We start from the raw sequence: 25,827 nt of genomic DNA, 5'->3' as shown, positions 1-25,827 counted from the left end.
GGAGTGCATGACTGGGAATCGCCGGCCCACGATCAAAACGGTCGCCGCCCGTGCCGGGGTGGGCCGCACCACGGTGTCCCGTGTCGTCAACGGCTCGGATCTGGTCAGCGCCGATGCCCGCTCCAGGGTCCTGGCCGCGATCAAGGAGCTCAACTACGTCCCCAACTCGGTCGCCCGCGGCCTGGTGACCAACCGCACCGACGCCGTGGCCCTGGTGATCCCGGAGTCGGAGAGCCGGCTCGGCTCCGAGCCGTTCTTCGCCGCGCTGATCCGGGGGGTCAGCGGCGCCCTCGCCGAGAGCCGGATCCAGTTGCAGCTCATGCTCGTGCGCGACGAGGCCGAGCGGGACCAGCTGACCGAGTCGCTGGCGACGCGCCGTGTGGACGGCGTGCTCCTGGTCTCCGTCCACTCCGAGGACCGGCTGCCCGGCATGCTGGAGGAGATGGGCCTGCCCACCGTGCTGGCCGGCCGTCGCGACGCCGGCGAGCAGTTGAGCTACGTCGACTCCGACAACGCCGGGGGAGCCGCCGAGGCCGTCCGGCACCTGCTGCGCAGCGGCCGGAGGAGGATCGCCACGATCACCGGCCCCCAGGACATGGACGTCGGCCGCAGCCGGCTCGCCGGCTGGCGCACCGCCCACCAGGAGGCGGGCGCGCCGGTGGACGGACTCCTGGTCGAAGCGGGCGACTTCACCGAGGAGAGCGGCAGCCGCGCCATGTGTTCGCTTCTTGAACGCGTCCCGGACCTGGACGCCGTCTTCGCCGCCTCCGATCTCATGGCGGTCGGCGCCCTGGCGGAGCTGCGCCGGCAGAAGCGGCAGGTGCCCGGTGATGTCGCCGTCGTCGGGTTCGAGGACTCCGTCCTCGCCCGCCACACCGATCCGCCCCTGACGACGGTGCGTCAGCCGGTGGAGGAACTGGGCCGCACCATGGCCCGGATCCTCACCGACATCACCCGGCACGGCGCACCCCGGCAGCAGCTGACGCTGCCGACGGAACTGGTGGTGCGCCAGTCGTCGTAGGCGCGTCCGGTGGCGACCGTGGCGCGGTGGCGCGGGACCTCAGGCGCCGGGATCCAGGGGCAGCAGGACGTGGAACGCCGCGCCCTCGCCCGGGGCCGTGCGGACCTCGGTGCGGCCGCCGTGCGCCCGTACCAGCGAGTCGGCGATGGCCAGACCGAGGCCCGCACCGCCGGCTCCGGCGCGGGCCCGCGCCTCGTCGGCGCGGTAGAAGCGGTGGAACGCCCGCTCGGCCTGGTCCCGGGTCATCCCGGGGCCCTCGTCCTCGAACTCGAGGACCGCGTGGCCGTCCTGGGTCCCGACGCCGATACGGACCGGGGTGCCGGAGGGGGTGTGGGCGACGGCGTTGCCGACGAGGTTCGAGGTGACCTGGCGGAGCCTGGCCTCGTCGCCGAGGACGGGGGCCGGACCGGGCGGCCCGCCGCCGGGGCCGGTGAGGGTGACGGGGCGCCGCGGGTCGAGCGCGCGCAGGTCGTGCAGCGCGTCGGCGGCCAGGGTGCGCAGGTCCATCGGGGTCAGCTGGAGCGGAAGGGACGCGGCGGTGCCGTGCTCGTCGAGCCGGGCGAGGAGCAGGAGCTCCTCCACCAGGTCGACCAGCCGGGAGGCCTCGCGCTCGATCCGGCCCATCGAGGCGTCGACGTCGGCCCGTTCGGGCATGCCGCCCATCCGGTACAGCTCGGTGAAGCCCTTGATGCCGGACAGCGGTGTCCGCAGTTCGTGGCTGGCGTCTGCGATGAAACGGCGCATGCGCTGCTCGGAGTCGGCGCGGGCCCTGTCGCCCGCCTCGATCCGGTCGAGCATGCCGTTGAGCGCGGCGGACAGCCGGCCGAGTTCGGTGTGCGCGGCCGCCAGCTCCGGGACCCGGCTGGAGAGGTCCCCGCCCGCGATGGCGGCCGCGGTGCTCTCGATCCGGCGCAGCGGCCGCAGTCCGGCCCGTACGGCGAACCGGCCGGCCAGGCCGAGGAGGACCAGGACCGCCGCGTCGATCAGCAGGACCCGGCCGGTGAGGCGCCCCATCGCGTCGTCGACCTCGCTGAGGGAGCCGGCCGCCACCACGCTGCCGCCCCGGTCGTCCGCTCCCCCGGTCGCGCGCGGCACGGCGATCACCCGCCAGTCCGCTCCACCGCCGGCGCTGCGGACGGTGAAGGGCTCGCCCCTCCGGCCGGCGACCGCCGCGGCGTCGAGGCGGGGGAGGTCGGGCGGCGCTCCCGTGGCGGGCCGGACGACCTGCTCGACGCGGCCACCGGGGGTCAGGTGGACGAGGTGGACGTCCCGGACCCACCGCAGCTCCACCGCTTCACGCGCCTGCGGGACCTCGGCGCCGACCGATTCGGGCAGGGCGGGGAGGCGGGCCGCCACGGTGACCATGCCGCGGACCCGCTCGTCCAGTTGTCCCACGAGACCGCGCCGGAACTGGTCGAGGAGCAGACCGGTGCTGCCGACCAGCGCGGCCACCAGCAGCAGCAGCGTGATCATCAGCAGCCGCTCGCGCAGCGAGAGGCCCCGAAGCCGGCGTGCCACGGCGCGGTTCACCGCGGCGGCCGGCGCAGCACGTAGCCGGTTCCGCGCACCGTGTGGATCAGTTTGGGCTCACCCGCGTCCACCTTGCGCCGCAGATAGCTCACGTAGGAAGCGACGATGCTGTCGTCGCCTCCGAAGTCGTAGCGCCACACGAGTTCGAGCAGTTGCTCCTTGGACAGGACCTGGCCCGCGTGTTCCATCAGCACCCGCAGCAGGCTGAACTCGGTCGGGGAGAGCGGGACCGTCCGCCCGGCACGCGTCACATGACGGCCTTCGGGGTCCAGGGTGAGGTCGCCGACGACGAGTCGGCCGTCCGGCTGCCGGCCGGCGGTGCGGCGCAGGATGGCCCGGATGCGCAGGATCAGCTCCTCCAGGTGGAACGGCTTGGTGACGTAGTCGTCGCCGCCGGCCGTCAGCCCGCTGATCCGGTCCTCGGCCGCGTCCCGGGCGGTGAGGAACAGGACCGGCGGAGGGCCCTCGGGCACCCGCGGCCCCTCCTCGCGCAGGCGGCGCACGACCTCGAATCCGTCGAAGTCCGGCAGCATCACGTCGAGGACGACCAGGTCGGGGCGGTCCCGCCGCACCGCGGCCATCGCCTCGGCGCCGGTCATGACCGCCCTCACCTCGAAGCCGACCAACCGCAGGCTCGCGGAGAGGAGTTCGCGCAGCGTGGTGTCGTCCTCCACCACCAGGAGTCGTTCCGTCACAGCCGTCCCCTCCGGTCGTCCCCCACCCTGCTCTTCTCGGCCCGGTCCCGCTCGGCCCGATTCCGCTCGGCCCGGTCCCGCTACGCGTCCCGCCTGCGGAAGGTGACGAACGCGGCCGTCAGCAGGATCATGACGCACCCCGCCATCACGGCGAGCCCCGGCCACGGGGCCAGCAGCGCGGGGTCACGGTAGCCGGTCAGGATCTGCCCGCCCGCGGAGGGCGGCCAGTACTTCACCGCCCGGTCCGCCACCGGTCCGGGCAGCGCCGGTGCGAGGGCCGGGACGATCAGCATGACCGTGAACAGGGTCGTCACGGTGGCCGTGGTGCTGCGGATCAGCGTGCCCGCGGCGAGACCGAGGAGCCCGGCGAGCGCCAGATACAGCCCGCCGCCGAGGACGACCCGCCACGATCCCGCGTCCCCGAGCGCGACGTGCGGGGCGCCCGCGCCCTCCAGCGCCGCCTGGCCCACGAGGAAGCCGCCGAGGGTCGTCAGCACTCCGGTCGGCAGTGCGATCGCCGTGAGCACCGCGGCCTTGGCCGCGAGCACCCTGCCCCGGCGGGGGACGGCGGTCAGCGTGCCGACGATGGTGCGGCTGCCGTACTCGGCGGTGACGACCAGGCCGCCCAGCAGCGCCAGGGAGAGCTGCGCCAGTATGTAGCCCTTCGTGCTGATGGCCAGGGGGTCGAAGGCGATCCGGTCCGCGGCCGTCATGGTGGCGTACTCGCCCCCGGACGCGGAGCCGTTCAGCGAGGCGAGACCCGCCCCCGCGACGAGCGTGCCCAGGACGACGTACAGGGTGGAGCGCATCGTGCGCAGCTTGATCCACTCGGCGTGCAGGGCCTGGCGGAACACCGCCCGTTCCGCCGTCCCCGCCGGGTCCTCGCGCCGGTTGCGCCGCGCCTTGCCCAGCGGCCACCTGGCGCGTGCCGCTCGTGCGATCCGGGTCGAACGTGCGGTACGTACGGTCCGTCCGTCTCGGGCGGTTGGTGTCTCGACGGTGCTCTGGCTCATCAGGCCGCTTCCCTCTCGGAGGAGTACTCGACGCTGTCCCGGGTCATTTCCATGAAGGCGTCCTCCAAGGAGGTCGCCCGGGGGGCCAGTTCGTGCAACTCGATGCCGTCGGCCGCGGCGAGCGCGCCGATCTCCGCCGCGCCGAGCCCGGTCACGACCAGGCCGTCCTCGCCCTCCGGCCGTACGACGCCGCCCGCCGCCGCGAGCCGCCCGCCGAAGGCGACCGTCCGCGGAGTGCGCACGATGACCTCCCGTTCGGAGCACGAGGCGATGAACTCCGCCATGCCGGTGTCGGCGATCAGCCGGCCGCGTCCGACGACGACGAGGTGGTCGACGGTGAGTTCGACCTCGCTCATCAGATGGCTGGACATCATCACGGCCCGCCCTTCGGCGGCCATGCGCCGCATCAGGCGGCGGATCCAGACGATCCCTTCGGGGTCGAGTCCGTTGAGCGGCTCGTCGAGGACCAGCGTCGGCGGGTCCCCCAGCAGGGCGCCCGCGATGCCGAGCCGTTGCTTCATCCCGAGCGAGTACGTTCCGGCCGGACGCCGCGCCACGTCCGACAGACCCACTTCCTCGAGCACGGCGTCCACGCGCCCGCGCGCGAACCCGTTGCTCGCCGCGAGGGCCAGCAGATGGTGGCGTGCGCTGCGGCCGGGCAGTACCGCCCCGGCGTCCAGCAGCGCGCCCACGGCCCGCATCGGTACGGGCTGCGCGGCGAGCGGCCGGCCGCCGACGGTGGCGGTGCCGGACGTGGGTGCGTCCAGCCCCAGGATCATCCGCATGGTCGTGGACTTCCCGGCCCCGTTCGGCCCGAGGAATCCCGTCACCTCCCCCGGCCGCACGGTGAAGCTCAGGCCGTCGACGGCCAGGACCTCGCCGTAACGCTTGGTGAGCCCGCGAACCTCGATCATCAGCTCTCCAGAATCGATCGTTGCGACACGCGCACCGTCCCGGTGCGTCGGGCCAAGACTGGCCGGGGTGTCTGGGAGCGATGTGGAAGTCTCTGGGAGCCGTATGGGAGCGCGGCCCGCCACCCGGCCGGAAATGCCCTGATCGGCGGGGGTGATCCCCCGTGGGCCCGGCGCCCGGTACGGGGATTCCCGGAGAACTCGCAGGAACGGGGGTGCCGCTCCCCGGCCCTCTCCCGGCCCTCTCCCGGCCCTCTCCCGGCCCTCGGTCCCGGACTTTGAACTCTCCGATGACAAAGTATGGACATGTCAAGCAGAAGTCCTCTAGCTTGGCGGCGCAAGTGCAGCGCCACCGCAGCAGACCGGAGCGAGATCCGGCACGGTCCGGTCCCCACCTTCCGGAGGACCAATGCCCCCACGGCTGTTCCCACGCGCTCGAAAACACTTCGTCCCCTGGCTGTTCGCGGGAACCCTGGCCGCCGGTCTGTGTTCCGCCCCGCCGGCCGCCGCCGCTCCCGCGGACATCCCGCCCCAGGAACCCGGGGTCACTCTGCGCGTGTTCGACGTGCAGACGCCGCTGAGCAAGCTGTGCACGCTGAAGCCGGGGCAGACCCCCAACCACGACAAGCTGATGTCGACGGTCGACTGGTCCACGGAGGCCGACTTCGGCGGTCTGTCCGACCATTTCGTCGCGGAGGCCTCGGGCTACCTGAACGTTCCTCGTGACGGCTCGTACGTGTTCCGCCTGACCAGTGACGACGGCTCACGGCTGACCATCGACGGCGACCTCGTCATCGACCACGACGGGCTCCACGGCGCCGAGCCGAAGGACGGCACGGTCCATCTCACCGCCGGTGCGCACCCGTTGCGCATCGAACACTTCGAGCGCGACGGCGGGCAGCGCCTCCAGCTGGCCTGGAGACCTCCGGGCGCAAGCGACTTCACGGTGGTGCCCCGCGAGGCGCTGAGCACCGACGCCGACGTCGTCCGGGTCACCGCGCCGGGCCGCAAGGAGTGCGAGGCGAGCGGCGACTCCCCCGGCGACGGTCTGCCGCTCACCGGCGTACGACCCGACCTGACCCTCACCGACCTGCGCCCGGACGGCTTCGAACCGCAGGTCAGCGGCATGGACTGGCTGCCCGACGGACGGCTGGCGATCAGCACCTGGGGCGGCACCGACAACGTTGCCGGAGAGGTCTACCTGCTCGACAACGTCACCGGCGCCACCAGCCGCGACAAGGTCACCGTCACCAAAGTGGCGAGCGGGCTGCGCGAGCCCATGGGGATCAAGTACGTCGACGGAGCGCTGTACGTCTCGCAGAAGCACGAGTTGACGCGGCTCGTCGACCGGGACGGCGACGAGGTCACCGACGAGTACCGCACGGTCGCCACCTGGCCGTACGGGGGCAACTTCCACGAGTTCGCCTTCGGCCTGCTCTACCGCGACGGCTACTTCTACGTGAACCTCTCCGTCGCCATCGACCTCGGCGGCGCGACCACCGTGCCACAGCCGGCGCCGGGCCGGGGGGCCACTTACAAGATCAGCAAGAGGACGGGGAAGATCAGTCCGGTCGCGGGAGGGCTGCGGACGCCCAACGGCATCGGCTGGGGGCCTGACGGCAGCATCTTCGCCACCGACAACCAGGGCGGGTGGCTTCCCTCGTCGAAGCTCGTCCAGATCAAGAAGGACCGCTTCTTCAACCACTACACCGAGCCCTTTGGCCCCTTCGACGACTCCCCCGTCACCGAGCCGGTCCTGTGGCTGCCGCAGAACGAGATCGCCAACTCGCCCTCCACTCCACTGCTCCTGAAGAAGGGCGTGTTCGCCGGGCAGATGCTGCTGGGCGACGTCACCTACGGCGGTCTGCAGCGCGCTTTCCTGGAGAAGGTGAAGGGCCAGTACCAGGGTGCCGTCTTCCGCCACACCCAGGGACTCGAAGCGGGCGTCAACCGCATCACCCTGGGCCCCGACGGCGCGATCTACGCCGGCGGTCTGGGCGCCGGCGGCAACTGGGGCCAGGAGGGCAAGCTCAAGTTCGGCCTGCAGAAGCTGACCCCGAACGGCAGGAGCACCTTCGACATCCGCACCATGCGGGCCGTGCCCGGCGGCTTCGACCTGACGTACACCCAGCCGGTGTCCGCCGCCACCGCCGAGGAACTCGCCGCGCACTACCGTGCCGAGCAGTGGCGTTACACGCCGACCGCGGACTACGGCGGGCCGAAGATCGCCGAGGAGCGGCTCGCGGTGCGCTCGGCGAAGCTCTCGAAGGACGGCCGCACCGTCGAGCTCCGGCTGGACGGTCTGAAGCCGGGCCGCGTGGTGCACGTCCGCTCCCCGCGCCCCTTCTCCTCCGCCTCCGGTGAGCAGTTGTGGAACACCGAGGCCTGGTACACCCTCAACCGGATGCCGGGCAAGCAGCCGCCGCCCGCCACCCGGTACGAGGCCGAGGAGGCGCGCCTGACGGGCACGGCCGGCGTCGACACCGACCACGTCGGCTACTCCGGCAGCGGCTTCGTCGACCGTTACGCCACGGAGGGCAGGGCCGGCACCGCCTTCGACGTGACGGTCCCGAAGGCGGGCGCCTACGACGTGGGGCTGCGCTACTCCAACGGGCCCAACCCGTTCGAGGGCACCAAGTCCCTCTCCGTGTACGTCAACGGGAAGAAGGTGCGGCAGACCAAGCTCGCCTCCACCGGTGACTGGGACTCGTGGTCGACACAGACCGAGAAGCTGGTCCTGCGCGCCGGAGCCAACACGGTCTCCTACCGGTACGACGCGGGCGACACCGGCCATGTCAACCTCGACATGATCAGCGTCCAGCCGCACGGGGCCCCGGTCACCCTCTTCGACGGCACGGCCGGCTCGCAGGCCCAGTGGCAGCACACCGACGGAAGGACCTCCCGCTGGCCGCTCGCCGAGGAGAAGTCGATGGAGGTGTGCTGCGGTGACCTCCGCACCAAGGACGCCTACCGGGACTTCGCGCTGCACGTGGAGTTCCGCGTCCCGCTGCTTCCGCCCGAGGTCACCGGGCAGGACCGCGGCAACAGCGGCATCTTCCTCCAGGACCGCTACGAGCTCCAGATCCTGGACTCCTACGGCGACACCACACTCGACACCGATGAGGCCGGGGCGTTCTATCTGAAACGGGCGCCCGACACGAACGCGGCCACGGCGCCGGAGACGTGGCAGACCTACGACATCGTCTTCCGCGCGGCCCGCTTCGACGACAACGGCCGCAAGACCGCCGACGCCCGGGTCACGGTGGTGTGGAACGGGAAGAAGGTCCACGACGACGTCACCCTGGACGGGCCCACGGCCTCGGGCAGGGCCGAGACGCCCGCCGCGGGAGCCGTGCGGCTCCAGGACCACGGAAACCCCGGGGACAGAGTCCGGTTCCGCGACATCCGGATCACACCGCTGGGCTGACGCCCGGACCGGAGCCGGCCGACGCCCCCGGCGTCGGCCGGCTCGCCCCCGGGAACGCGGACTTCGCGGTCCTCGCCCCCTCGGAGAACTGAATCCCGGTCATGCCCGGCGGTGCGGCCGCGTGCAGAATGGAGCGATGTCGCCTTCCCGCACTTCCGTCACACCGCCCTCCTGGCATGCCTTGCCTCCCTCCGAGGTCACCGACCGGCTCGATGTGGAGCCGGGGGCGGGGCTGTCGTCCGAGGAGGCGGCGCGGCGGCTCGCGGAGCACGGGCCGAACCAGTTGGACGAGGCTCCCCGGGAACCCCGTTGGCGGGCCTTCCTGCGCCAGTTCCAGGACCTGCTGATCATCATTCTGCTGGTGGCCGCCGTGGTCAGCCTGGTGGTGACCCGGGAGTGGGAGACGCCCGTCGCGATCGCGGTGGTGGTCCTGCTCAACGCGACGATCGGGTTCGTCCAGGAGTCCCGGGCCGAGGCGGCCCTGGACGCCCTGCGGGAGATGACGGTGACGCATGCCACCGTCCGCCGTGACGGACGGCTGGTGCAACTGGCCGCCGATGAACTGGTTCCCGGGGACGTGATCACCCTGGCGCCGGGCGACCGGGTGCCGGCGGACGGCAGGCTGCTGTCGTCGGCGTCCCTGGAGGTGCAGGAGTCCGTCCTGACCGGTGAGGCCCTGGCCGTGGCGAAGGACGCGGACGCCGAGGTCGCGCTGGACGCCCCGCTGGCCGACCGGGTGACGGCGGTCTTCATGAACACCGCCGTCACCCGCGGCCGCGGCGAGGTCACGGTCACCGCCACCGGGATGAGCACCGAGACCGGCCGCATCGCCGACATGCTGCACCAGGCCCAGCCCGGGCCGACTCCGCTGCAGCGCCAGATCGACGCGCTCAGCCGCACCCTCGCCCTGGTCGCCGGGCTGGTCATCGTCATCGTCTTCGTCCTCGGCCTGGTGCGCGGGCAGGACTTCGGCGACCTGTTCATCAGCGCCGTGTCGCTCGCGGTCGCCGCCATCCCCGAAGGGCTGCCCGCGGTGGTCGCGTTCACCCTCGCGATGGGCACCGGCCGGATGGCCAAGAAGGGGGCGATCGTCAAGAAGCTGGCATCGGTGGAGACCCTCGGCAGCACCACCCAGATCTGCACGGACAAGACCGGCACGCTGACGCTGAACCAGATGACGGCGCGGGAAGTGCTGTCGGCCGGCCGTCGGCTCACCGTATCGGGTGAGGGGTACTCCACCGAGGGACGGATCCGCACCACCGACGGGCAGCGCCTGCCGTCGACCCTGGACCACGCGCTGACCGCGATGGCCCTGTGCACCGACGCCGTGATCCGCGACGGCCGGGTCGTGGGCGACCCGACCGAGGGCGCCCTGGTCGTCCTGGCCGAGAAGGGCGGCATCGACGTGCTCGGCCTGCGCCAGGAGCGGCCGCGGCGGCTGGAGATCCCCTTCGACTCCGACTACAAGTTCATGGCGACCTTCCACGACTGGACGGACGACTCCGGGCGTGCGGTGATCCGGTGCTGCGTCAAGGGCGCCCCCGACGTCCTCGCGGACCGCGCGGACCGCTACCTCGGCGACGAGGGGTTCCTGCCGTTCGACGAGGCGGCACGGCGGCGGTTCGACGAGGGCAACGCCTTCCTGGCCGAGCAGGGCATGCGGGTGATGGCGCTGGGGATGGGGGACTTTCCTGCCGAGGGGTTCCAGGCCCCCGAGGACCTCAAGGAGCTCCTCGACCGGATCGTGCTGACGGCGCTGGTGGGCATCGTCGACCCGCCGCGCCCCGAGGTGCGCGCGGCCATCGCCGAGTGCAGGGAGGCCGGGATCCGGGTCCGGATGATCACCGGTGACCACGCGGTGACCGCCGGCGCCATCGCCCGCGAGCTCGGCATCCCCGGCGAAGCGGTGACGGGCGCCGAGCTGGACCGCGTCGCCGACGACGCCGTGCTGGCCGAGCGGCTGGACGAGGTGGGCGTCGTCGCCCGGGTGTCCCCCGAGCACAAGATCCGTATCGTCCGGGCGCTGCAGGACCGCGGTGACGTGGTCGCCATGACCGGGGACGGTGTCAACGACGCGCCCGCGCTGCGCAAGGCCGACATCGGGGTGGCGATGGGCATCACCGGGACGGAGGTCACCAAGGAGGCCGGCACGATGGTGCTGACCGACGACAACTTCGCCACCATCGTGTCCGCCGTCCGTGAGGGCCGCGGCATCTACGGCAACATCGTGAAGTTCACCCGGTTCCAGGTCTCCACCGCCCTGGGCTTCGTCGCCACGTTCCTGATCGCCTCGCTGACCGGTCTGGCCGGCGGGGCGCCGTTCACCGCCCTGCAGATCCTGTTCGTGAACCTGGTCATGGACGGTCCGCCGGCCATGTCCCTGGGCGTCGACCCGGTCGACCCGGACGCGATGAGCCGGCCGCCCCGGCGCGCCGGGGAACGCATCCTCAGCCGGCCGCGCTTCGCCCGGATCCTCCTGGCGAGCGCGGTGATGGCGGTCGGCACCCTCGCGATGCTGATCTGGGCACCCGGACCCGAGGCGGAGCTGGGGAAGGCGACCGTGGCCGGCACGATGGCCTTCGCCACCTTCGTCTTCTTCCAGGTCTTCAACCTGCTCAACGTCCGGCACGACACCCGCAGCGTGTTCAGCCGTGAAACGCTGCAGAACACCTCCGCGTTCGTCGCCACCCTCGCCGTGATCGTCCTGCTCGTGCTCATCGTCGAGACGGACGCCCTGCACGGCTTCTTCACCACGACCGACCTCACTCCCGGCCAGTGGCTGGCCTGCGCGGCCGTCGGCTCCTCCATCCTCTGGACCGGTGAAGCGCTCAAGACCGTACTGCGCGCCCGAGCCCGCCGCGCTCGCGCCGCCACGCGGTCGGCCTCCCGTCAGGCGGCCTGACGGGACGGCGAGCGGTACGACCGCGGGGTGCGGGGACGCACCGGCACGAGGGGGGCACGAACGCGAGGGGCGCACGGGTTGTCGAGCCCGTGCGCCCCTCGGGCTTCATCCGGATGTCGGTGGTGCCGGTTCCCGCTGCCGGAAGGCCCAGTCCATTCCCGGCTCGACCACGGCCCGGAAGATTCGCCGTACCGGTGCCGTGCACAGGGCGGTCACGGCCACGGCGGCGACGAGGGTGACGGTGATTTTTCCAAGCGGTTGGTGGAACCAGTCGTTGCGGGACCAGTGCCAGTGGTTGGCGGCCTGGATGACGAAGCCGTGCAGCAGGTAGCCGTACAACGTGCCGGCGCCGAGCGCGGTGTACCAGGTCCGGCGGCGCGGCACGAGGGCGAGGAAGCAGGCGACCAGGACCGTCGAACAGCCGAAGAGCGCCGGCGTCATGACGGGCCCGTACCAGGCGGGCGCCCCGAGTTCCTCGGCGCTGGAGTTGTGGAAGAACCAGGCGTACTTCATCCGTGTCACGGCCCAGTACGCCACGGCCAGGGCGCCGAGGAAGACCGGTACGGCCAGGAGGCGCACCCGACGGCGCCGCACCCTTTCGAAGTGCTCCGGCCCGAGGGACAGGCCGAGTACGAAGTAGGGCAGGAACTGCAGGGTGCGCTGGAGGTCGAGGTCCTTGCCGATGGACGGGGCGAGGGTGGCCAGTGCCGCGATGGTGAGGGCGAGGGGCAGCGGCCACCGCACGGACCGCCAGATCGGTGTGGTCAGCCGCCAGATGAACAGCGCGGCCAGGAACCAGGTCAGGTACAGGGGATCCAGCAGGCTGATCGGGCGGTCCGGTTCGTTGTCACTCCACCGGGTGAAGAAGGTGTACGCCACCTCGAAGACGGCGTAGGGCACGGCGACCCCGGTGACCAGACGCCTGATCCGTCCCGCGCTCCAGTCGAAGCCGCGCGAGAAGTAGCCGGAGACGACGATGAACGCCGGCATGTGGAAGGCGTAGACAAGCGTGTAGAGGGCGGTGACGGTGCGGCTCTCGCTGCGCAGCGGTTCCCATGCGTGGCCGACCGCCACCAGCACGATGGCCAGGTACTTGGCGTTGTCGAAGAGCGCGTCCCGCGGTTTCGCCGACCGGGTGCGGGCGTCGGCCGGCGCGTCGGCGGCACGGGTCCTCACCGCGACCGGTGCCGTCCCGCCGGGTCTGGCCGGTGGCCCGTCCGTCTCCCCGGGGCTGCGCGCGGGCAGCGTTTCTCTCACGATTCCTTCCTTCGGGAACCCGGACAGGGCAGAACACCTCTTACGGAAGTTGCGTATGCGACACGAGAGGAGCGACTCGGGAAACCGTAACCGGGGCGGACGCCGGGGTGAACCCGGGCTCGTGGTCGTGTCGCCGTTGCGAGCGCGTACGCCCGGCGGCTCCCGGACCCGTGGAGTCCGCCCAGGGCGCGGGCGCCCACTTTCGGCCATTCACGCCGTGCGGGCACGCAGCGAACCCTTCCTCGTTCGCCACCGCCTCTATGCTTCTACGTGCTTGTAGAAGGCCCTTGCCGGATGCCCGCGGGGGCGTGCGGCGTCGCGCCTACGGAACGATCGCACGTGAAGGAGTGAACGCCGCGATGGTGTTCAAACGACTGCTCGGTTCACTCGGAGTGGGTGGCCCCACGGTCGACACGGTCCTCGACCCCGGTACGCCCCGGCCCGGAGCCGCGCTGACCGGGCAGGTCCATCTCAAGGGCGGGGACGCCGACTTCGACATCGAGCACATCACGCTGGAGCTGGTGGCCCGGGTCGAGGCCGAGCACGAGGAGGGCGAGAGCCAAGGCGTCGTCCCCTTCGAGCGGTTCACCGTGGGCGGCGGCTTCCGGCTCGCCGCGGGCTCGGTGCACGGCGTGCCGTTCTCCGTGACGCTGCCCTGGGAGACGCCCGTCACCGAGCTGCACGGCCAGGGCCTCGGCATCGTCCTGGGCGTGCGCACCGAGCTCGCCGTGGCGGGCGCCAGGGACAAGGGCGACCTGGACCAGCTGAACGTCGGCCCCCTGCCCGTACAGGAGGCGATCCTCGAGGCGTTCGGCGGGCTGGGCTTCGGCTTCAGGTCCGCCGACCTCGAGTACGGCCGCATCGGCGGCACCGGCCAGCAGCTGCCCTTCTACCAGGAGATCGAGCTGACCCCGGCGCCGCAGTACGCCCACCAGGTCAACGAGATCGAGGTGACGTTCCTCGCCGGCCCCGGCGGCATGGAGGTCGTCCTGGAGGCGGACAGGCGCGGCGGGCTCTTCTCCTCCGGCCACGACGCGCTCAACCGGTTCACCGTCTCCCACGACGGTGTCGAGCACCAGGACTGGAACGCCGTCGTCGACGGCTGGATGCGCCGGCTCGTGGAGCACCGGTCCGCGTACGGCGCGTACGCGGACCACGGGCACGGCGGCCACCACGTCCACGACGGGCACCGCTCCGGCCCCGGCATGGGGACCGTCGTCGCGGCGGGCGCGGCCGGGCTCGCCGTCGGTGTGGTCGGCGGCATGGTCGCGGCCGAGGTGATCGACGAGGTCGGGGACTTCTTCGAGGGCGACGAGGACGAGGGGGACGAAGGAGAGGACTGATCAGCGCGCGACGCCCCCACCCCTCGTCTTCTACAGAATTGTAGAAGATAGGCTGCCGACGCACGGACGCGAAGAGACGAGGAGTGGGTGGACATGGGCGTCATCGCTTGGCTGATACTGGGGCTGCTCGCAGGAGCGGCGGCCAAGGCCGTCCTGCCCGGACGCGATCCGGGCGGGCTCATCGGTACGACGCTCATCGGCATCGCCGGGGCCTTCCTCGGCGGCTGGCTGTCGGCGCAGTTCCTGGGCCGCCCGGTCCAGCGGGAGTTCTTCGACGCCGCCACCTGGGGCTCGGCCGTCGTCGGCGCCCTCGTCCTCCTCATCGGCTACCGCCTCCTCTTCGGCAACTCGCGCGACTGAATCACCGAGAACGAGCAAGGACAACCAAGAAGGAGTACGCAGTGGGTGTTTCCCTGTCCAAGGGCGGCAACGTCTCTCTCAGCAAGGAGGCCCCGGGGCTGACCGCGGTCGTGGTCGGCCTCGGCTGGGACGTCCGCACGACCACCGGCACCGACTACGACCTCGACGCCTCCGCGCTGCTGATCGACGGTTCCGGCAAGGTCCCCTCCGACCAGCACTTCGTCTTCTACAACAACCTGAAGAGCCCGGACGGTTCGGTGGAGCACACCGGCGACAACCTCACCGGTGAGGGCGAGGGCGACGACGAGAGCGTCAAGGTGAACCTCGTCGGCGTGCCCGCCGAGATCGACAAGATCGTGTTCCCGGTGTCGATCCACGACGCCGAGAACCGCGGCCAGAGCTTCGGCCAGGTCCGCAACGCCTTCATCCGCGTCGTCAACCAGGCCAACAACCAGGAGATCGCCCGCTACGACCTCTCGGAGGACGCCTCCACCGAGACGGCCATGGTCTTCGGCGAGCTCTACCGCCACGGCGCCGAGTGGAAGTTCCGCGCCGTCGGCCAGGGCTACGCCTCCGGCCTGACGGGCATCGCCCAGGACTTCGGGGTCAACGTCTGACGCCGAGCCGGACCACCCGCCGGGCCGGCCCGTACGGGCCGGCCCGGCGTGCTCGTTCGCTACCGGGTGGGCGGGACGCGGCAGATCGAGACGCGGGAGCGCGACCCGCGGTGAAAGGAGCCCCGGCCCGGTCCGCATGCCCGGCCTCCGGATCGAAGCCGGCCGGCTGGGCCATGAGGTCGAGTTCGGCCGGCCGGATGGAGCGGTGGGGGCTGCGGAACAGCCGCGCCTGCCGGGTCCCGTCGAACCGGAAGTGGTGCGACACCACCCGCTGACGCAGGACGCCGTACGTGTCCAGGCCGATGCGCCCGGGCTCGGACTGCCAGACCGCGGCCTCCTGGCCCGGCGGGAGCCTGCGCGGCTCCGGCACCCGGAGCCCGATCACGAACCGGCCCCCGGGGACGGGACGGCGGGCGGCGTTGCGGAAGCACTCGGCCTGCTCGGCCCGGGTGAACAGGTCGGAGGGGGTGTTGTGGGCGAGGCGGACGAGGTCGTGTCCGCCCGGCGCGACGGCGGTCGTCATGTCACCGATGACCACCGGGATCGCCGCTTCGTCCGCCATGGTCCGTGCCTCTCCGCCATCGGGACGGACAGCTCGATGCCGGGGACCGGCACCCCCGCTCGGCAAGGGGTCCGCCACCCTGCCGGCGCCGATGGCGAACTCGGGTGCGGCCTCCTCTCCGGCGGGGCCGACGAGCCGGTCGACGGTCGGCTCCGGGCGCTCGGGCGCGGACATGCCGGCGCCCGGGGTGTCGTAGCGCTGTGCGGTGTCGGCGCCCCAGGTCTCCTTCTGCTGCGTTCCGCCGACTTGCGCCGACAGCCCGGGAGTTGTCCGACGGACTCTCGGGGCCGGTTCCGCCCGGCGTTCGGCCCGGCGCCCGACCCGTCCCGCGCCGCCGTTTTCCGCTTCGGTGGCCCGTGGAAGGCGGGCGTGTGAGGGTCTGGTGAGGGTCACCGGGCAGGGAACGAGACAAGCATTTTGTGCATATGCACCTGATAAGATCATCGAACTTTCAGTAGACTGACGGCGCGTCATGAACGCGTACGGGGGACAGTCTCTAAGGCCCCATCGCCAAGGTGTGAGGTGAGGTCCGCCTGCGGGCTCGAGCCGTTCGACGGCCGGATTCCTCGAGTCGGATCGGTGGACCCTCCGCACTCCCGCACGATGCGACTTGAAGAGAGACTCATGACGTCATTGATCAGGGACCCACTGTTGTGGGTCCTGCTGGTGGTGCTCATCGCTGCGGCGTTCGCAGTGATGAGGGCACGGAGAACCAACCTGGCGCTCCGCAGAACGAGGAAGGACCTGGAATCGGAGCTGAGCCTGGCTCAGGGCCAGCTCGCCCAGCAGCAGGGGTACATCGCCACTCTCAACGCACAGCACCAGGGCGACCTCGCCGACGTCCGCGCGGACGCCGAGTCGTCGACCAAAGTGGTGCTGAAGTCGGCGATGGGGACACTGCAGTCCCTCGCCGAGGAGCAGCAGCTGCTGCTGGACGGCCTGTTGAAGAAGTACGGCAACGACAGCGAGGTCCTCGCCGACCTGATGTCGGTGGACCACACCGGCAGCCAGTTCAGCCGCCGGGCCAAGGGCATCTCGGTCCTGTGCGGCGGCTGGCTGGGCCGGCGTGACGGCACGGCGACCGTGTACGACGTGGCGCGCAGCGCCCAGGGGCGGATCAAGGACTTCAACCGGGTCGGCATCCACGCGCAGGTCAGCGTCTCCGTCTCCGCCAAGGCCGTGGAGCCGGTGGCCGTCGTGCTGGCCGAGCTGCTGGACAACGCGACCACCTACAGTGCTCCGGGCACACCGGTCGAGGTCAACATCCAGGCCGTCCCGACGGGTGTGTGCTTCATCGTCGACGACGCCGGCCTGGGCATGGACCAGGAGACCAAGGACCGGGCGGCGACCCTGCTGTCGGCCGACAACGAGGTCGACATCACCGCTCTGGGCGACCCGCCCCGGTTCGGGTTCGCGGTGTGCGGCATGCTCGCCACGCGGTACGGCTTCTCCGTCTCCGTCGGTTCGGTGTCCCCCTACGGCGGAGTGCGTGCAGTGATCCGTGTACCGGAAAGCCTCCTGTCCGCCGAGGCGCCCGCCCCCGCCGAGCCCGTCCAGGAGGCCGTGAGCCAGGAGGCCGCCCCGCAGCGGCTGGCTCCCGTCCCGGTGGGCCCCTCCCGCGTGGTGGGCAGGACGAACGGCGGGCTTCCCAAGCGACGCCGGCGGCAGGGCCCCATCTCGGTGGTGCCCGCACCGGACGACACGGCCGGTGTCGACGAGCAGACCTCCGAACCGGCCAGCGAGGTGACCGCGTCACGCCTCGGGGCGTTCGCCCGCGGCACACAGCTCGGTCGGATCACGAACACCATGGAAGGACCTGATCAGCAGTGAACACCGACCTGTCGTGGGTGCTGAACGACGTGCTCGAGGTGCGTGGTGCCCGTCACGCCGTGCTCGTCTCGGGTGACGGCCTGCTGCTTCAGCGTTCGGACGACATCTCGCGCGACGACGCGGAGACGAACGCTGCCGCCATGAGTTCCATGCAGTCCCTCAGCCGGGCGGTCGCCGGTTTCGTCGGGGCGGGCAACGGCGTCTGGAAGCAGACGCTGCTCGAGTACGACGGCGGCTGGATCTTCCTGAGCGCCGCCGGTCAGGGCGCCTACCTGGCCGTCTCGGCGGCTCCGGACGTCGACATGGAGGCCGTGTCGTTCCGCATGCAGAAGACGGTGGCGGCTCTGAGCAAGGCGATGAGCGTGGCGCCACGCGCGAACCGCGGTGTCGGCTCATGACGGCTCCCGGCGAGGAAGGGTCCGTATCCAGCGACTTCGTCCGCTCCTACGTCATCACCGGTGGCCGGAGCCTGCCGTCTTCGGACGATCTTGCATTGCACACCCTCGTCACGCTGGCTCCCGAGCGGACCCTCCCGCTCGGGGCCGGGCCCGAAGTGACGGCGATCTGGGAGCTGTGCGCGGGGGGCTACCTGTCGGTGGCCGAGGTGGCCGGCCACCTCGGCCTGCCGGTCGGAGTGGCCCGCCTGCTGCTGACCGACCTGTACGAGCAGGGGCACCTGCTGCACCGCGCCGAACCGCCGCGGGCCCAGAACGTTGACAGAGCGACCCTCGAGAAGGTTCTGCATGGACTCCAATCCCTCATCAGCTGAGACGGCCCAGGGCTCCATCTACGTCTCCGACGCGGTGACCAACGCCGCGAAGATCCTGGTCGTCGGGCATTTCGCCGTGGGCAAGACGACCCTCATCGGTTCGCTGTCGGAGATCACTCCGCTGCGCACCGAGGAGAAGATGACCCAGGCCTCCGTCCACGTCGACGACCTGCGGGGCGTGACGGGCAAGACCACCACCACGGTCGCCCTGGACTTCGGTCGTCTCACGCTGAGCGAAGACCTCGTGCTGTACCTGTTCGGCACGCCGGGACAGCAGCGCTTCATGCAGCTGTGGGAGGACATGGCGCGCGGTGCGCTGGGAGCCCTGCTCCTGGTCGACCCCGCGCGGCTGGAGGAGACCTTCCCCGTCATCGACCTCGTCGAGGGGTACGGCCTGGAGTACGCCATCGCCGTCAACACCTTCGACTCCTCGGCCACGTACAGCGAAGCGGAGGTGCGTGAGGCGCTCGACCTGCTGCCGGACACTCCCGTCGTCTACTGCGACGCCCGTGACCAGCAGTCCTCCGCGAAGGCACTGATCGCGCTGGTCCGGCATCTGCTCGAACGCACCGCCTGACCGTCACGCGCCCACTCCACCGGGAACAGCGGTTCCCGGATCACCAAGGACGACTTATGGATCTTCAGTCGACGTCTGCGCCCACGGGCAGCAGATGCCCCATGCACGACGCCTCGTTCGCCGCCGACCCGCAGGCGCTCTACGACCGGCTGCGCGCCCACGCCCCGGCCGGCCCGGTCGAACTCGCCCCGGGCGCGGACGCCACCCTGGTCGTCGGGCACGAGATGGCGCTGCGCGTCCTGCAGAACACCGAGCTCTTCGCCCGCGACGCCCGCCGGTGGAAGGCCCTGAACGAGGGGCGCATCGGGATGGACAACCCGGTGCTGCCGATGATGGCGTACCGGCCCAACTGCCTGTTCACCGACGGCGCGGTGCACCTGCGGCTGCGCAAGGCGGTCACCGACAGCCTGGCCCGGCTCAACATCACCCGGATCCGCCGTGACGTCGAGCCGATCGCCGACTACCTCCTCGACCAGTTCAGCGAGCGGGGCCGCGCCGACCTGCTCAACGACTACGCCAAGCTGCTGCCGCTGCTGCTGTTCAACAAGCTCTTCGGCTGCCCCGCGGACATCGGTGACACCCTCACCACCTCGATGTCGGCGATCTTCGACGGCAAGGACGCCCTGCGCGCCAACGAGGACCTCACCGCCTGCCTCATGGAGCTGATCGCCCTCAAGCGGCGCCAGCCCGGCGACGACGTCACCTCCTGGCTGATCCAGCACCCGGCCGGGCTGACCGACGAGGAGCTCAAGGACCAGCTGGTGATGCTGATGGGCGCCGGGGTGGAGCCCGAACGCAACCTCATCGGCAACGCCCTGGCGCTGTTGCTGTCCGACGCGGGCGGCCGGCAGAGCGGCATGCTGATCGAGGAGGCGCTCGATCACGTGCTGTGGAACGAGACTCCCATCGCCAACTACGCGACCCACTACCCGGTCCAGGACGTCGACCTCGGCGGCCACGTGGTGGAGGCGGGCACCCCGGTCGTCATCTCCTTCGCGGGCGCCAACAGCGATCCCGCGCTCGCCGAGGCCCGCCGCACCCGCAGCAGGGGCGCCCACCTGGCATGGGGGGCCGGCCCGCACGCCTGCCCCGCCAAGGACCCGGCGCAGGTCATCGCGATCACCGCGCTCGAGCGGCTGCTCAACGCGCTGCCCGACCTGACACTGGCCGTGCCGCGGGAGGAACTGCAGTGGCGGCCGGGACCGTTCCACCGCGCGCTGGTGACACTGCCGGCGACCTTCAGTCCGTCGCCGGCCACCCGGATGGCGGCGGCCCTGCAGCGCCGGGCCGCGTCGGCCGGAGCGGAGCAGCCGCTGCCCGTGGCCCAAGCCGCCCCGGCACGGCGGGAGTCGGGCCGGAGGAAGGGCTTCTGGAGCAGCTTCCTCGACGTCTTCCGCGTCTGATGCACTGCATGTGACAGGAGCAACACTCTGTGGCGCATGACGGAGGAGGGTGGAAGGGTAGATTCCGGCGGTACCGGCAGCGCCCAGCCAAAGGAGCTTCGCGTGACCGCCGTTGGCGAAATACGTGACACCAGCACCATTCCCGGCGCCAGTAACACGGACCGCCGAACCGTCATCTCCCTCCTCCGTCGACTGCGTTCGAGTGAAGGACAGACCGACCCGCTTCCCGTCTGGGAGGAACTCCGTTCCATGGGGGACGTCGTACGCGCCCCCTGGGGCGGCTACTTCGTCACCGGGTTCGAGGCGTGCAGCCAGGTCCTGCGCGGCAGGAACTGGCTCGTCCCGGACTTCGCCTGGCAGGAACGCCAGCCCGGCCAGGAACGCTGGGAAGCCACCGCCACCCGCGAGATGACCAGAACCCTGCCCCGTCTCAACGCCCCCACCCACACCTGCCAGCGGCGGGCCCTGGGCAACCCCTTCGACCGCTCCTCGATCGAACGCCTGCGTCCCCGGATCGCCTCTCTCGCCTCCGGCCTCCTCGACGAACTCGCGGACCGGCTCGACGCCGACGGTGAGGCGGACTTCAACACCGTCGTCGGCGAGCAGTTGCCCGTCCGCACCGTCGGCCAGTGGCTCGGCCTCGACCCGGACGACCACGCGCACATCCTGGACTTCACCCACCGGCAGGTCTACGCCCAGGAGTTGCTGCCCACCAAGAGCGAACTCGCGATATCCGCCCAGGCCACCCTGGAGATGCGGGCCTACTTCACCGATCTCGTCCGGCACCGGCGCGCGCACCCCGGCAACGATGTCCTCACCGGCTGGATCCACTACTGGGACGCCCGGTACCCGGACGACCGGGCCGCGGCGGACCGGGTGATCTACGACCTGACGATGTTCATCACCATCGCCTCCCTGGAGACCAGCGCCGTCCTGATGACCAACGCCGTCTGGCTGCTGACCCAGGACCCCTCGCGCGCCGACTGGCTGCGGCGGCACCCCGAGCACATCGACGACGCGATCGAGGAGACGCTGCGCTACGACCCGCCCGTGTTCGTCAACTCCCGTGTCGCCGCCGACGACACCATCCTCGCGGGCGTGCCGATCGCGAAGGACACCACCGTTCACGTGCTGTACGGATCCGCCGCCCACGACCCGCGCCGCAACCCCGACCCCGGCACCTTCGACATCCTGCGCAACGGCGGGCACCTCACCTTCGGCGGCGGCGCGCACTACTGTCTCGGAGCGGCCCTCGCACGGCTCGAGGCGCGTGAACTCCTCGTCCGACTACTGAAACGTTTTCCCACGTTGCGGCCCGTCGCACCTCCCACGTACGACACCACCCGTGTCGTCTTCCGCCGCATCACCTCCCTGAAAGTGACGGTATGAACGCCCCGCTCCTGTACGGCGCCTCCGACGATCCCGACGACCGGATACTGAAGACCCTGCGCACCCACCGGCAGGGTCCTGTCCTCACCATCGAGTTGAACCTTCCCGAGCAGGGCAACGTGGTCAGCGAGGCCATGCTGGACGACCTGCTCACCGTGCTGGACGACCAGGACCCCTCGGTGCGCGTCCTGGTGATGACCGGCGCCGGGCCGGACTTCTGCCTCGGCGGGGACCGCGAGGAGTTCGCCGGTCACCTCGCCCACGACGCCACCGGCAACGGCATCCGGGTCTCCGGCGTCAAGGCCAGGCGGGTGTGCGACGCGCTGGCGTCCCACTCCGCCGTCACCATCGCCCGCGTCCAGGGCAGGGCCATCGGAGCCGGCTTCGCCCTCGCCCTCGCCTGCGATCTGCGGGTGGGCGCCGACACCGCGAGCTTCCGGCTGCCCGAACTCGCCCTCGGTCTGCCCACGGCGTGGGGCGGCCTGCTGCCGCGGCTGATCAGCGAGGTCGGAGCCGCGTCCGTGCGTGAAATCATCCTCACCGGACGCCCCCTCCCCGCCCAGGAGGCCCTCGGTCTGTCGATCCTGCAGAAGGTCGTGCCCGAGGAGGCGCTCGACGCCGCGGTCGACGAGTGGACCAGACCGCTCCTGCGGCGCTCGCTGCCCGCCGTGCGGGTCACCAAGACGCTGCTGAACTCCCTGACCGCCTCGACCCGGCTCGCCGACGCGTCGGTCCTGGACCCCGAACTGATGGCGGCGGTCGCCAGCGAAGTGCACCATATGCGTACGTCCCGCTGACCGCGCCCTCCACAGCGTCACCGGCCCCTGGAAGCCGTCGGCTTCCGGGGGCCTCGTCGTGTCCTTCGCCGGGGCCGGGACGTTTCGGTCGAGCACCGCGACGGCCTCGGCCCCCACCGGGCGGCCGAGGGTCGCCGGCCGGCCTGCAACCGCGTCACGCGGTGGCGCGTCCTGGGAAGAGCAAGGTCGGTCGTGCGGACGGGGAGCCGTGGGGGAACGGATGGGCCGCGGCGCGCTGCCGGTGGCGGGGACGGGGACGCGCGGGCGGGTGGTCGCGGTGGCCGCGGTGCTGTCGGCGGGGCTGCTGGTGTTCCACCGTGCCGTGCCGAACGCCGTCGGCCGGGTGGGCAGCCTGCTGGAGTCGTTCCTGCCCTGGCTGGGCCCGGTGGTCCTGGTGCTCTTCGTCCTGGCGCTGCTGCGGCGTTCGGCCCTCGCGCTGGTGGCCCTGCTGCTGCCCGTGGCGGCCTGGACGTGTCTCTTCGGCGGGCTGCTCCTGCCCGGGCCGCCCGCCGGTCCGCGGGACCTGGTGGTGGTGCAGCACAACGTCAGCGACGAGAACGCCGACCCGGCGGCCACGGCCCGTGCCCTGGCCGACGCCGGGCCCGACCTCATCGCACTGGAGGAACTGGTGCCGGCGGCGCTGCCGCTCTACGAGAGGACGCTCGCCCGGCGCTACCCGTACCACGCGGTGCGGGGCACCGTCGGCCTCTGGTCGAGGCATCCGCTCAGCGATGCCCGGCTGCTGGACATCAGACCCCCGGGGATCACCGAGCCCTGGAGCCGCGGGCTGAGGGCCGTGGTCCGCACACCGCACGGGGACGTCGCGGCGTACGTCGCCCACCTGCCCTCGATGCGGATCGGGGCGAGCGGTCTCGCCTCCGCCCACCGGGACGAGAGCGCCCGTCTGCTGGGCAGGGCGGTCGCCGCCGAGGAACTGGAGACGGTGATCCTCCTCGGCGACCTCAACGGCACCGTCGACGACCGCGGCCTGACCCCGCTGACCTCGCGGATGAACGTGGCGGAGCGCGGCTTCGCCCTGAGTTTCCCCGCCGCGCTGCCCCTGGCCCGGATCGACCAGGTCATGGCCCGCTCGGCCACCGTCCGCCACATCCGCACCCTGCCCGCCACCAGCAGCGACCATCTTCCGGTCGCCGCGCGCATCACCCTCGACTGAGGCCGCCGGCCGGACCGCCCGGTGCCGGGGGTGTGTCATGTCGCGGGCCCCCGGGCCCCACGCTCATCTCCTCCGTACAGCGCACCTTCCGCCTGACGGAAGCGGTGAGCGCACACGAGAACGGCGCGCCGGCGAAGCAGCCGGCGCGTGAGGCGGGGCTGCCGCTGCCCATCGCCGAGCGTGCCACCCGAAGCCTTTCTCTTTCTCTCCCTATCCGAGAATCGGCCTCCTGCGAAGCGCTCAGCGCATCCTGCATCCTTCCCTCCTGGACGAACCCGGGCTAATCAGGACGAAGAGAACGTCCAGGAACGCGCGCCGCGCACGAGTGAGGATTGCGGACGACACATGAGTCACGCCCGACGGCATCGCGGCGGGCACCGCCCGATTCGGGGTCGCCGGGGGAACGGCGCCCGGCCGCCCGCCGCTCCCCCGGCTCCGGGCGCTCGCGCACCGGGCCGCCGGCACGCCCGTACTGCCCTTGCTGCTCGTCTGCCTCCTCGCGGTCATCGACGTCGTCGTCGGAACGGGTCTGATCTGGCTTCCCCTGCTCGCCGCCGGGCCCGCGCTGGCGGCCGCCACCTGCGGATGGCGCGGGGTCGTCGGTGTCGGCCTCCTCGCAACGTCCCTGAGCCTCGTCCTGGGAACCAGGGACGAAATCTCCGGCAGGAATCTGACCGCCGTGCTCGCGGTGCTGGGGAGCGTGACGCCGGCCGGCAGCCTGGCCGCCGCGGTACGGGAGCGCCGTGAGTGCGTCCTGGCGGCCGTCCGCTCCGTGGCCGAGACCGCCCAGCACGCCCTCCTCCAACCGTCCCCGAAGACCGTCGGCCCCTTCCAGGTCGCCGTCCACTACAGCGCAGCCGCGGCGGAGGCCCGGATCGGCGGGGATCTCTACGCCCTCACGGCCACCCCGTACGGGGTGCGGCTCATCGTCGGCGACGTGCGCGGCAAGGGCCTTCCGGCCGTGGAGACCGCTTCTCTCGTCCTCGGCGTCTTCCGCGAGGCGGCCCACGGCGAGCCCGATCTGCCGGCCGTCGTGGGCCGGATCGAGCGGAGCCTGGCCCGCAACCTGGGCAACGACGACTTCGTCACCGCCGTGGTCGCCGGATATCCGCGGCCCGGCCGCCTGGAGGTGGTGAACTGCGGGCACGCGCCTCCGCTACTGGTCCGCGGTACGACCGTGGTACCGGTGGAACCCGTGCGGCCGGCGCCGCCACTGGGGCTGCGCGCCCTGACCGGCGAGGCTCCGGGCCTCCAGGCGCTCCCCTTCGAGGACGGCGACCAGCTGCTGCTCTACACCGACGGTGTCGCCGAGGCCCGCGACGCCGACCGTGCGTTCCACCCTCTCGCCGAAGGCCTGTCCCGGCACCTGTACGACGACCCGGCCCGCACGGTCGCCGCGCTGCACGAGGAACTGCTGGCGCACGTGGGCGGACGGCTGCACGACGACGCCGCGCTCCTCCTGCTCCGCAAGCCCACCGTCTCCGAGTCCGCCGCCCCCGGGTCCGCGGCCCCCGCCTCGGTCCTCTGCGCCGGATCCGCCGACCGGAGGGACGCCGCCTGACCGGTGCCGGGCGCCCGGCAGGCTGGCCGCCGGTCCCACCGGACACCCGCCGGACACCCGCCGGAGCGTGCGGGACACTACGGACATGCGGATCTCAGCCAGGGCGGACTACGCGGTACGGGCCGCGCTGCAGCTCGCCACGGCCCGAGGCGACGCCCTCCTCAAGGCCGAGGCCATCGCCGACGGCCAGGACATCCCGCACAAGTTCCTCGAAGACATCCTGAACGACATGCGCCGGGGCGGTCTCGTCCTCAGCCGGCGCGGCGGCAACGGCGGCTACCGACTGGCCAGGCCCGCCGAGGACATCAGCATCGCCGACGTCATCCGCGTCGTGGACGGACCGCTGGTCTCGGTGCGCGGGGCCCGCCCGCCGGACCTGTCCTACACCGGCCCCGCCGAGTCGCTGCTCCCCTTGTGGATCGCACTGCGGTCCAACGTGCGCGAGATCCTGGCCGACGTCGCCGCGACCGAACTCCCCGCCGAGGTCACCGCGTTGACCGATACCCCGGACGCCTGGGTCAACCCCTGAGCGAGCGGACGGCCACCCGGGACTCGGATCTCAGATCATGAGATGAGTTCCACCAGAATACGGAAACCCCCTTGGAGGGAGGGTCCCGGTCTGCCACGATCCCTAGCAACCAGGTAGGAAACTAGGGATGGGAGGGGCCTGCCATGCGCGCACCGGACCG

The 25,827-nt window shown here is 71.7% G+C and carries 21 protein-coding genes and 1 pseudogene; 16 read left to right on the top strand and 6 right to left on the bottom strand.

All coding sequences use genetic code 11. The features are described 5' to 3' along the window. The first annotated feature begins 7 nt into the window (after positions 1-7). Complete coding sequence (locus tag ACWEQO_RS13810) at positions 8-1,021, top strand: LacI family DNA-binding transcriptional regulator (protein ID WP_452982452.1); 1,014 nt, start codon at positions 8-10, stop codon at positions 1,019-1,021. A 39-nt stretch (positions 1,022-1,060) separates the two neighbouring features. On the opposite strand, the gene ACWEQO_RS13805 is transcribed toward ACWEQO_RS13810, so the two are convergent. From ACWEQO_RS13805 to ACWEQO_RS13790, 4 genes are all read right to left on the bottom strand, one after another. Next, positions 1,061-2,539 (bottom strand): sensor histidine kinase, encoded by a 1,479-nt coding sequence (locus ACWEQO_RS13805; RefSeq protein ID WP_452982449.1) that lies wholly within the window; start codon positions 2,537-2,539, stop codon positions 1,061-1,063. A gap of 8 nt (positions 2,540-2,547) precedes the next feature. Then, on the bottom strand, positions 2,548-3,246 hold the full coding sequence (locus ACWEQO_RS13800; RefSeq protein ID WP_361458359.1) for a response regulator transcription factor: 699 nt from the start codon (positions 3,244-3,246) through the stop codon (positions 2,548-2,550). Positions 3,247-3,326: 80 nt separating this feature from the next. Further along, positions 3,327-4,259 carry an ABC transporter permease gene (locus ACWEQO_RS13795; RefSeq protein WP_452982446.1) on the bottom strand — a complete coding sequence of 311 codons (933 nt, stop codon included), beginning with the start codon at positions 4,257-4,259 and terminating at the stop codon, positions 3,327-3,329. Further along, complete coding sequence (locus ACWEQO_RS13790; protein WP_452982443.1) at positions 4,259-5,173, bottom strand: ABC transporter ATP-binding protein; 915 nt, start codon at positions 5,171-5,173, stop codon at positions 4,259-4,261. The genes ACWEQO_RS13795 and ACWEQO_RS13790 overlap by 1 nt, the downstream gene beginning before the upstream one ends. A 406-nt stretch (positions 5,174-5,579) precedes the next feature. Between ACWEQO_RS13790 and ACWEQO_RS13785 the strand changes: the two genes are divergently transcribed. Further along, positions 5,580-8,597 carry a family 16 glycoside hydrolase gene (locus tag ACWEQO_RS13785; protein WP_452982440.1) on the top strand — a complete coding sequence of 1,006 codons (3,018 nt, stop codon included), beginning with the start codon at positions 5,580-5,582 and terminating at the stop codon, positions 8,595-8,597. A 181-nt stretch (positions 8,598-8,778) separates the two neighbouring features. Beyond that, on the top strand, positions 8,779-11,499 hold the full coding sequence (locus ACWEQO_RS13780) for a cation-translocating P-type ATPase (RefSeq protein ID WP_452982437.1): 2,721 nt from the start codon (positions 8,779-8,781) through the stop codon (positions 11,497-11,499). A gap of 105 nt (positions 11,500-11,604) precedes the next feature. Here the strand turns inward: ACWEQO_RS13780 and ACWEQO_RS13775 are convergent, their stop codons facing one another. Continuing rightward, the gene (locus tag ACWEQO_RS13775; protein WP_452982434.1) at positions 11,605-12,756 is read right to left on the bottom strand and encodes an acyltransferase family protein; all 1,152 of its coding nucleotides are present in this window, start codon (positions 12,754-12,756) and stop codon (positions 11,605-11,607) included. A 359-nt stretch (positions 12,757-13,115) separates the two neighbouring features. On the opposite strand from ACWEQO_RS13775, the gene ACWEQO_RS13770 reads away from it, so the two are divergent. The 3 genes from ACWEQO_RS13770 to ACWEQO_RS13760 all read left to right on the top strand — a co-directional run bounded on the left by ACWEQO_RS13770 (position 13,116) and on the right by ACWEQO_RS13760 (position 15,076). Then, positions 13,116-14,099: a sporulation protein gene (locus ACWEQO_RS13770; RefSeq protein WP_452982431.1), complete on the top strand. Its 984-nt coding sequence runs from the start codon at positions 13,116-13,118 to the stop codon at positions 14,097-14,099. Between the two features lie 93 nt (positions 14,100-14,192). Beyond that, complete coding sequence (locus ACWEQO_RS13765; RefSeq protein ID WP_452982428.1) at positions 14,193-14,459, top strand: GlsB/YeaQ/YmgE family stress response membrane protein; 267 nt, start codon at positions 14,193-14,195, stop codon at positions 14,457-14,459. A gap of 41 nt (positions 14,460-14,500) precedes the next feature. Further along, entirely contained in the window at positions 14,501-15,076 is a 576-nt protein-coding gene (locus ACWEQO_RS13760; RefSeq protein ID WP_361458339.1) for a TerD family protein, read from the top strand. Between the two features lie 59 nt (positions 15,077-15,135). Here ACWEQO_RS13760 and ACWEQO_RS13755 read toward each other — a convergent pair. Further along, positions 15,136-15,812 (bottom strand): annotated as a pseudogene (locus tag ACWEQO_RS13755) (SAM-dependent methyltransferase). Positions 15,813-16,262: 450 nt separating this feature from the next. Here ACWEQO_RS13755 and ACWEQO_RS13750 point away from each other — a divergent pair. The 10 genes from ACWEQO_RS13750 (at position 16,263) to ACWEQO_RS13705 (ending at position 25,667) form a co-directional block, all read left to right on the top strand. Further along, the gene (locus ACWEQO_RS13750) at positions 16,263-17,468 is read left to right on the top strand and encodes an ATP-binding protein (RefSeq protein WP_452982424.1); all 1,206 of its coding nucleotides are present in this window, start codon (positions 16,263-16,265) and stop codon (positions 17,466-17,468) included. Next, positions 17,465-17,866: a roadblock/LC7 domain-containing protein gene (locus ACWEQO_RS13745; RefSeq protein ID WP_361459642.1), complete on the top strand. Its 402-nt coding sequence runs from the start codon at positions 17,465-17,467 to the stop codon at positions 17,864-17,866. Before ACWEQO_RS13750 ends, ACWEQO_RS13745 begins: the two co-directional genes overlap by 4 nt. After that, positions 17,863-18,237 (top strand): DUF742 domain-containing protein, encoded by a 375-nt coding sequence (locus ACWEQO_RS13740; protein WP_361459643.1) that lies wholly within the window; start codon positions 17,863-17,865, stop codon positions 18,235-18,237. The genes ACWEQO_RS13745 and ACWEQO_RS13740 overlap by 4 nt, the downstream gene beginning before the upstream one ends. After that, complete coding sequence (locus ACWEQO_RS13735) at positions 18,212-18,814, top strand: GTP-binding protein (RefSeq protein ID WP_361459644.1); 603 nt, start codon at positions 18,212-18,214, stop codon at positions 18,812-18,814. Before ACWEQO_RS13740 ends, ACWEQO_RS13735 begins: the two co-directional genes overlap by 26 nt. 101 nt (positions 18,815-18,915) lie before the next feature. Continuing rightward, entirely contained in the window at positions 18,916-20,217 is a 1,302-nt protein-coding gene (locus ACWEQO_RS13730) for a cytochrome P450 (RefSeq protein WP_452982419.1), read from the top strand. 102 nt (positions 20,218-20,319) lie between these two features. Further along, positions 20,320-21,606, top strand: a complete 1,287-nt coding sequence (locus ACWEQO_RS13725; RefSeq protein WP_452982416.1) for a cytochrome P450 — start codon at positions 20,320-20,322, stop codon at positions 21,604-21,606. Further along, entirely contained in the window at positions 21,603-22,403 is an 801-nt protein-coding gene (locus tag ACWEQO_RS13720; protein ID WP_452982413.1) for an enoyl-CoA hydratase/isomerase family protein, read from the top strand. Before ACWEQO_RS13725 ends, ACWEQO_RS13720 begins: the two co-directional genes overlap by 4 nt. A 220-nt stretch (positions 22,404-22,623) precedes the next feature. Next, positions 22,624-23,577, top strand: a complete 954-nt coding sequence (locus tag ACWEQO_RS13715; RefSeq protein WP_452982701.1) for an endonuclease/exonuclease/phosphatase family protein — start codon at positions 22,624-22,626, stop codon at positions 23,575-23,577. Positions 23,578-24,049: 472 nt separating this feature from the next. After that, positions 24,050-25,138 carry a PP2C family protein-serine/threonine phosphatase gene (locus ACWEQO_RS13710; RefSeq protein ID WP_452982698.1) on the top strand — a complete coding sequence of 363 codons (1,089 nt, stop codon included), beginning with the start codon at positions 24,050-24,052 and terminating at the stop codon, positions 25,136-25,138. An 85-nt stretch (positions 25,139-25,223) separates the two neighbouring features. Continuing rightward, positions 25,224-25,667 (top strand): RrF2 family transcriptional regulator, encoded by a 444-nt coding sequence (locus ACWEQO_RS13705; protein WP_452982410.1) that lies wholly within the window; start codon positions 25,224-25,226, stop codon positions 25,665-25,667. Positions 25,668-25,827 lie beyond the last annotated feature (160 nt).

It is taken from the genome of Streptomyces sp. NPDC004051 (genome assembly GCF_053604275.1).
Note: the sequence above shows the minus strand (reverse complement) of the source record. Positions and strands in the feature narration are given on the sequence as shown.

Coding starts and splice junctions, on each gene's coding strand:
- ACWEQO_RS13810 (WP_452982452.1), top strand. CDS start 8: ATGACTGGGAATCGCCGGCCCACGATCAAAACGGTCGCCGCCCGTGCC.
- ACWEQO_RS13795 (WP_452982446.1), bottom strand. CDS start 4,259: ATGAGCCAGAGCACCGTCGAGACACCAACCGCCCGAGACGGACGGACC.
- ACWEQO_RS13790 (WP_452982443.1), bottom strand. CDS start 5,173: ATGATCGAGGTTCGCGGGCTCACCAAGCGTTACGGCGAGGTCCTGGCC.
- ACWEQO_RS13785 (WP_452982440.1), top strand. CDS start 5,580: ATGCCCCCACGGCTGTTCCCACGCGCTCGAAAACACTTCGTCCCCTGG.
- ACWEQO_RS13770 (WP_452982431.1), top strand. CDS start 13,116: ATGGTGTTCAAACGACTGCTCGGTTCACTCGGAGTGGGTGGCCCCACG.
- ACWEQO_RS13765 (WP_452982428.1), top strand. CDS start 14,193: ATGGGCGTCATCGCTTGGCTGATACTGGGGCTGCTCGCAGGAGCGGCG.
- ACWEQO_RS13750 (WP_452982424.1), top strand. CDS start 16,263: ATGACGTCATTGATCAGGGACCCACTGTTGTGGGTCCTGCTGGTGGTG.
- ACWEQO_RS13740 (WP_361459643.1), top strand. CDS start 17,863: ATGACGGCTCCCGGCGAGGAAGGGTCCGTATCCAGCGACTTCGTCCGC.
- ACWEQO_RS13735 (WP_361459644.1), top strand. CDS start 18,212: ATGGACTCCAATCCCTCATCAGCTGAGACGGCCCAGGGCTCCATCTAC.
- ACWEQO_RS13730 (WP_452982419.1), top strand. CDS start 18,916: ATGCACGACGCCTCGTTCGCCGCCGACCCGCAGGCGCTCTACGACCGG.
- ACWEQO_RS13720 (WP_452982413.1), top strand. CDS start 21,603: ATGAACGCCCCGCTCCTGTACGGCGCCTCCGACGATCCCGACGACCGG.
- ACWEQO_RS13715 (WP_452982701.1), top strand. CDS start 22,624: ATGGGCCGCGGCGCGCTGCCGGTGGCGGGGACGGGGACGCGCGGGCGG.
- ACWEQO_RS13705 (WP_452982410.1), top strand. CDS start 25,224: ATGCGGATCTCAGCCAGGGCGGACTACGCGGTACGGGCCGCGCTGCAG.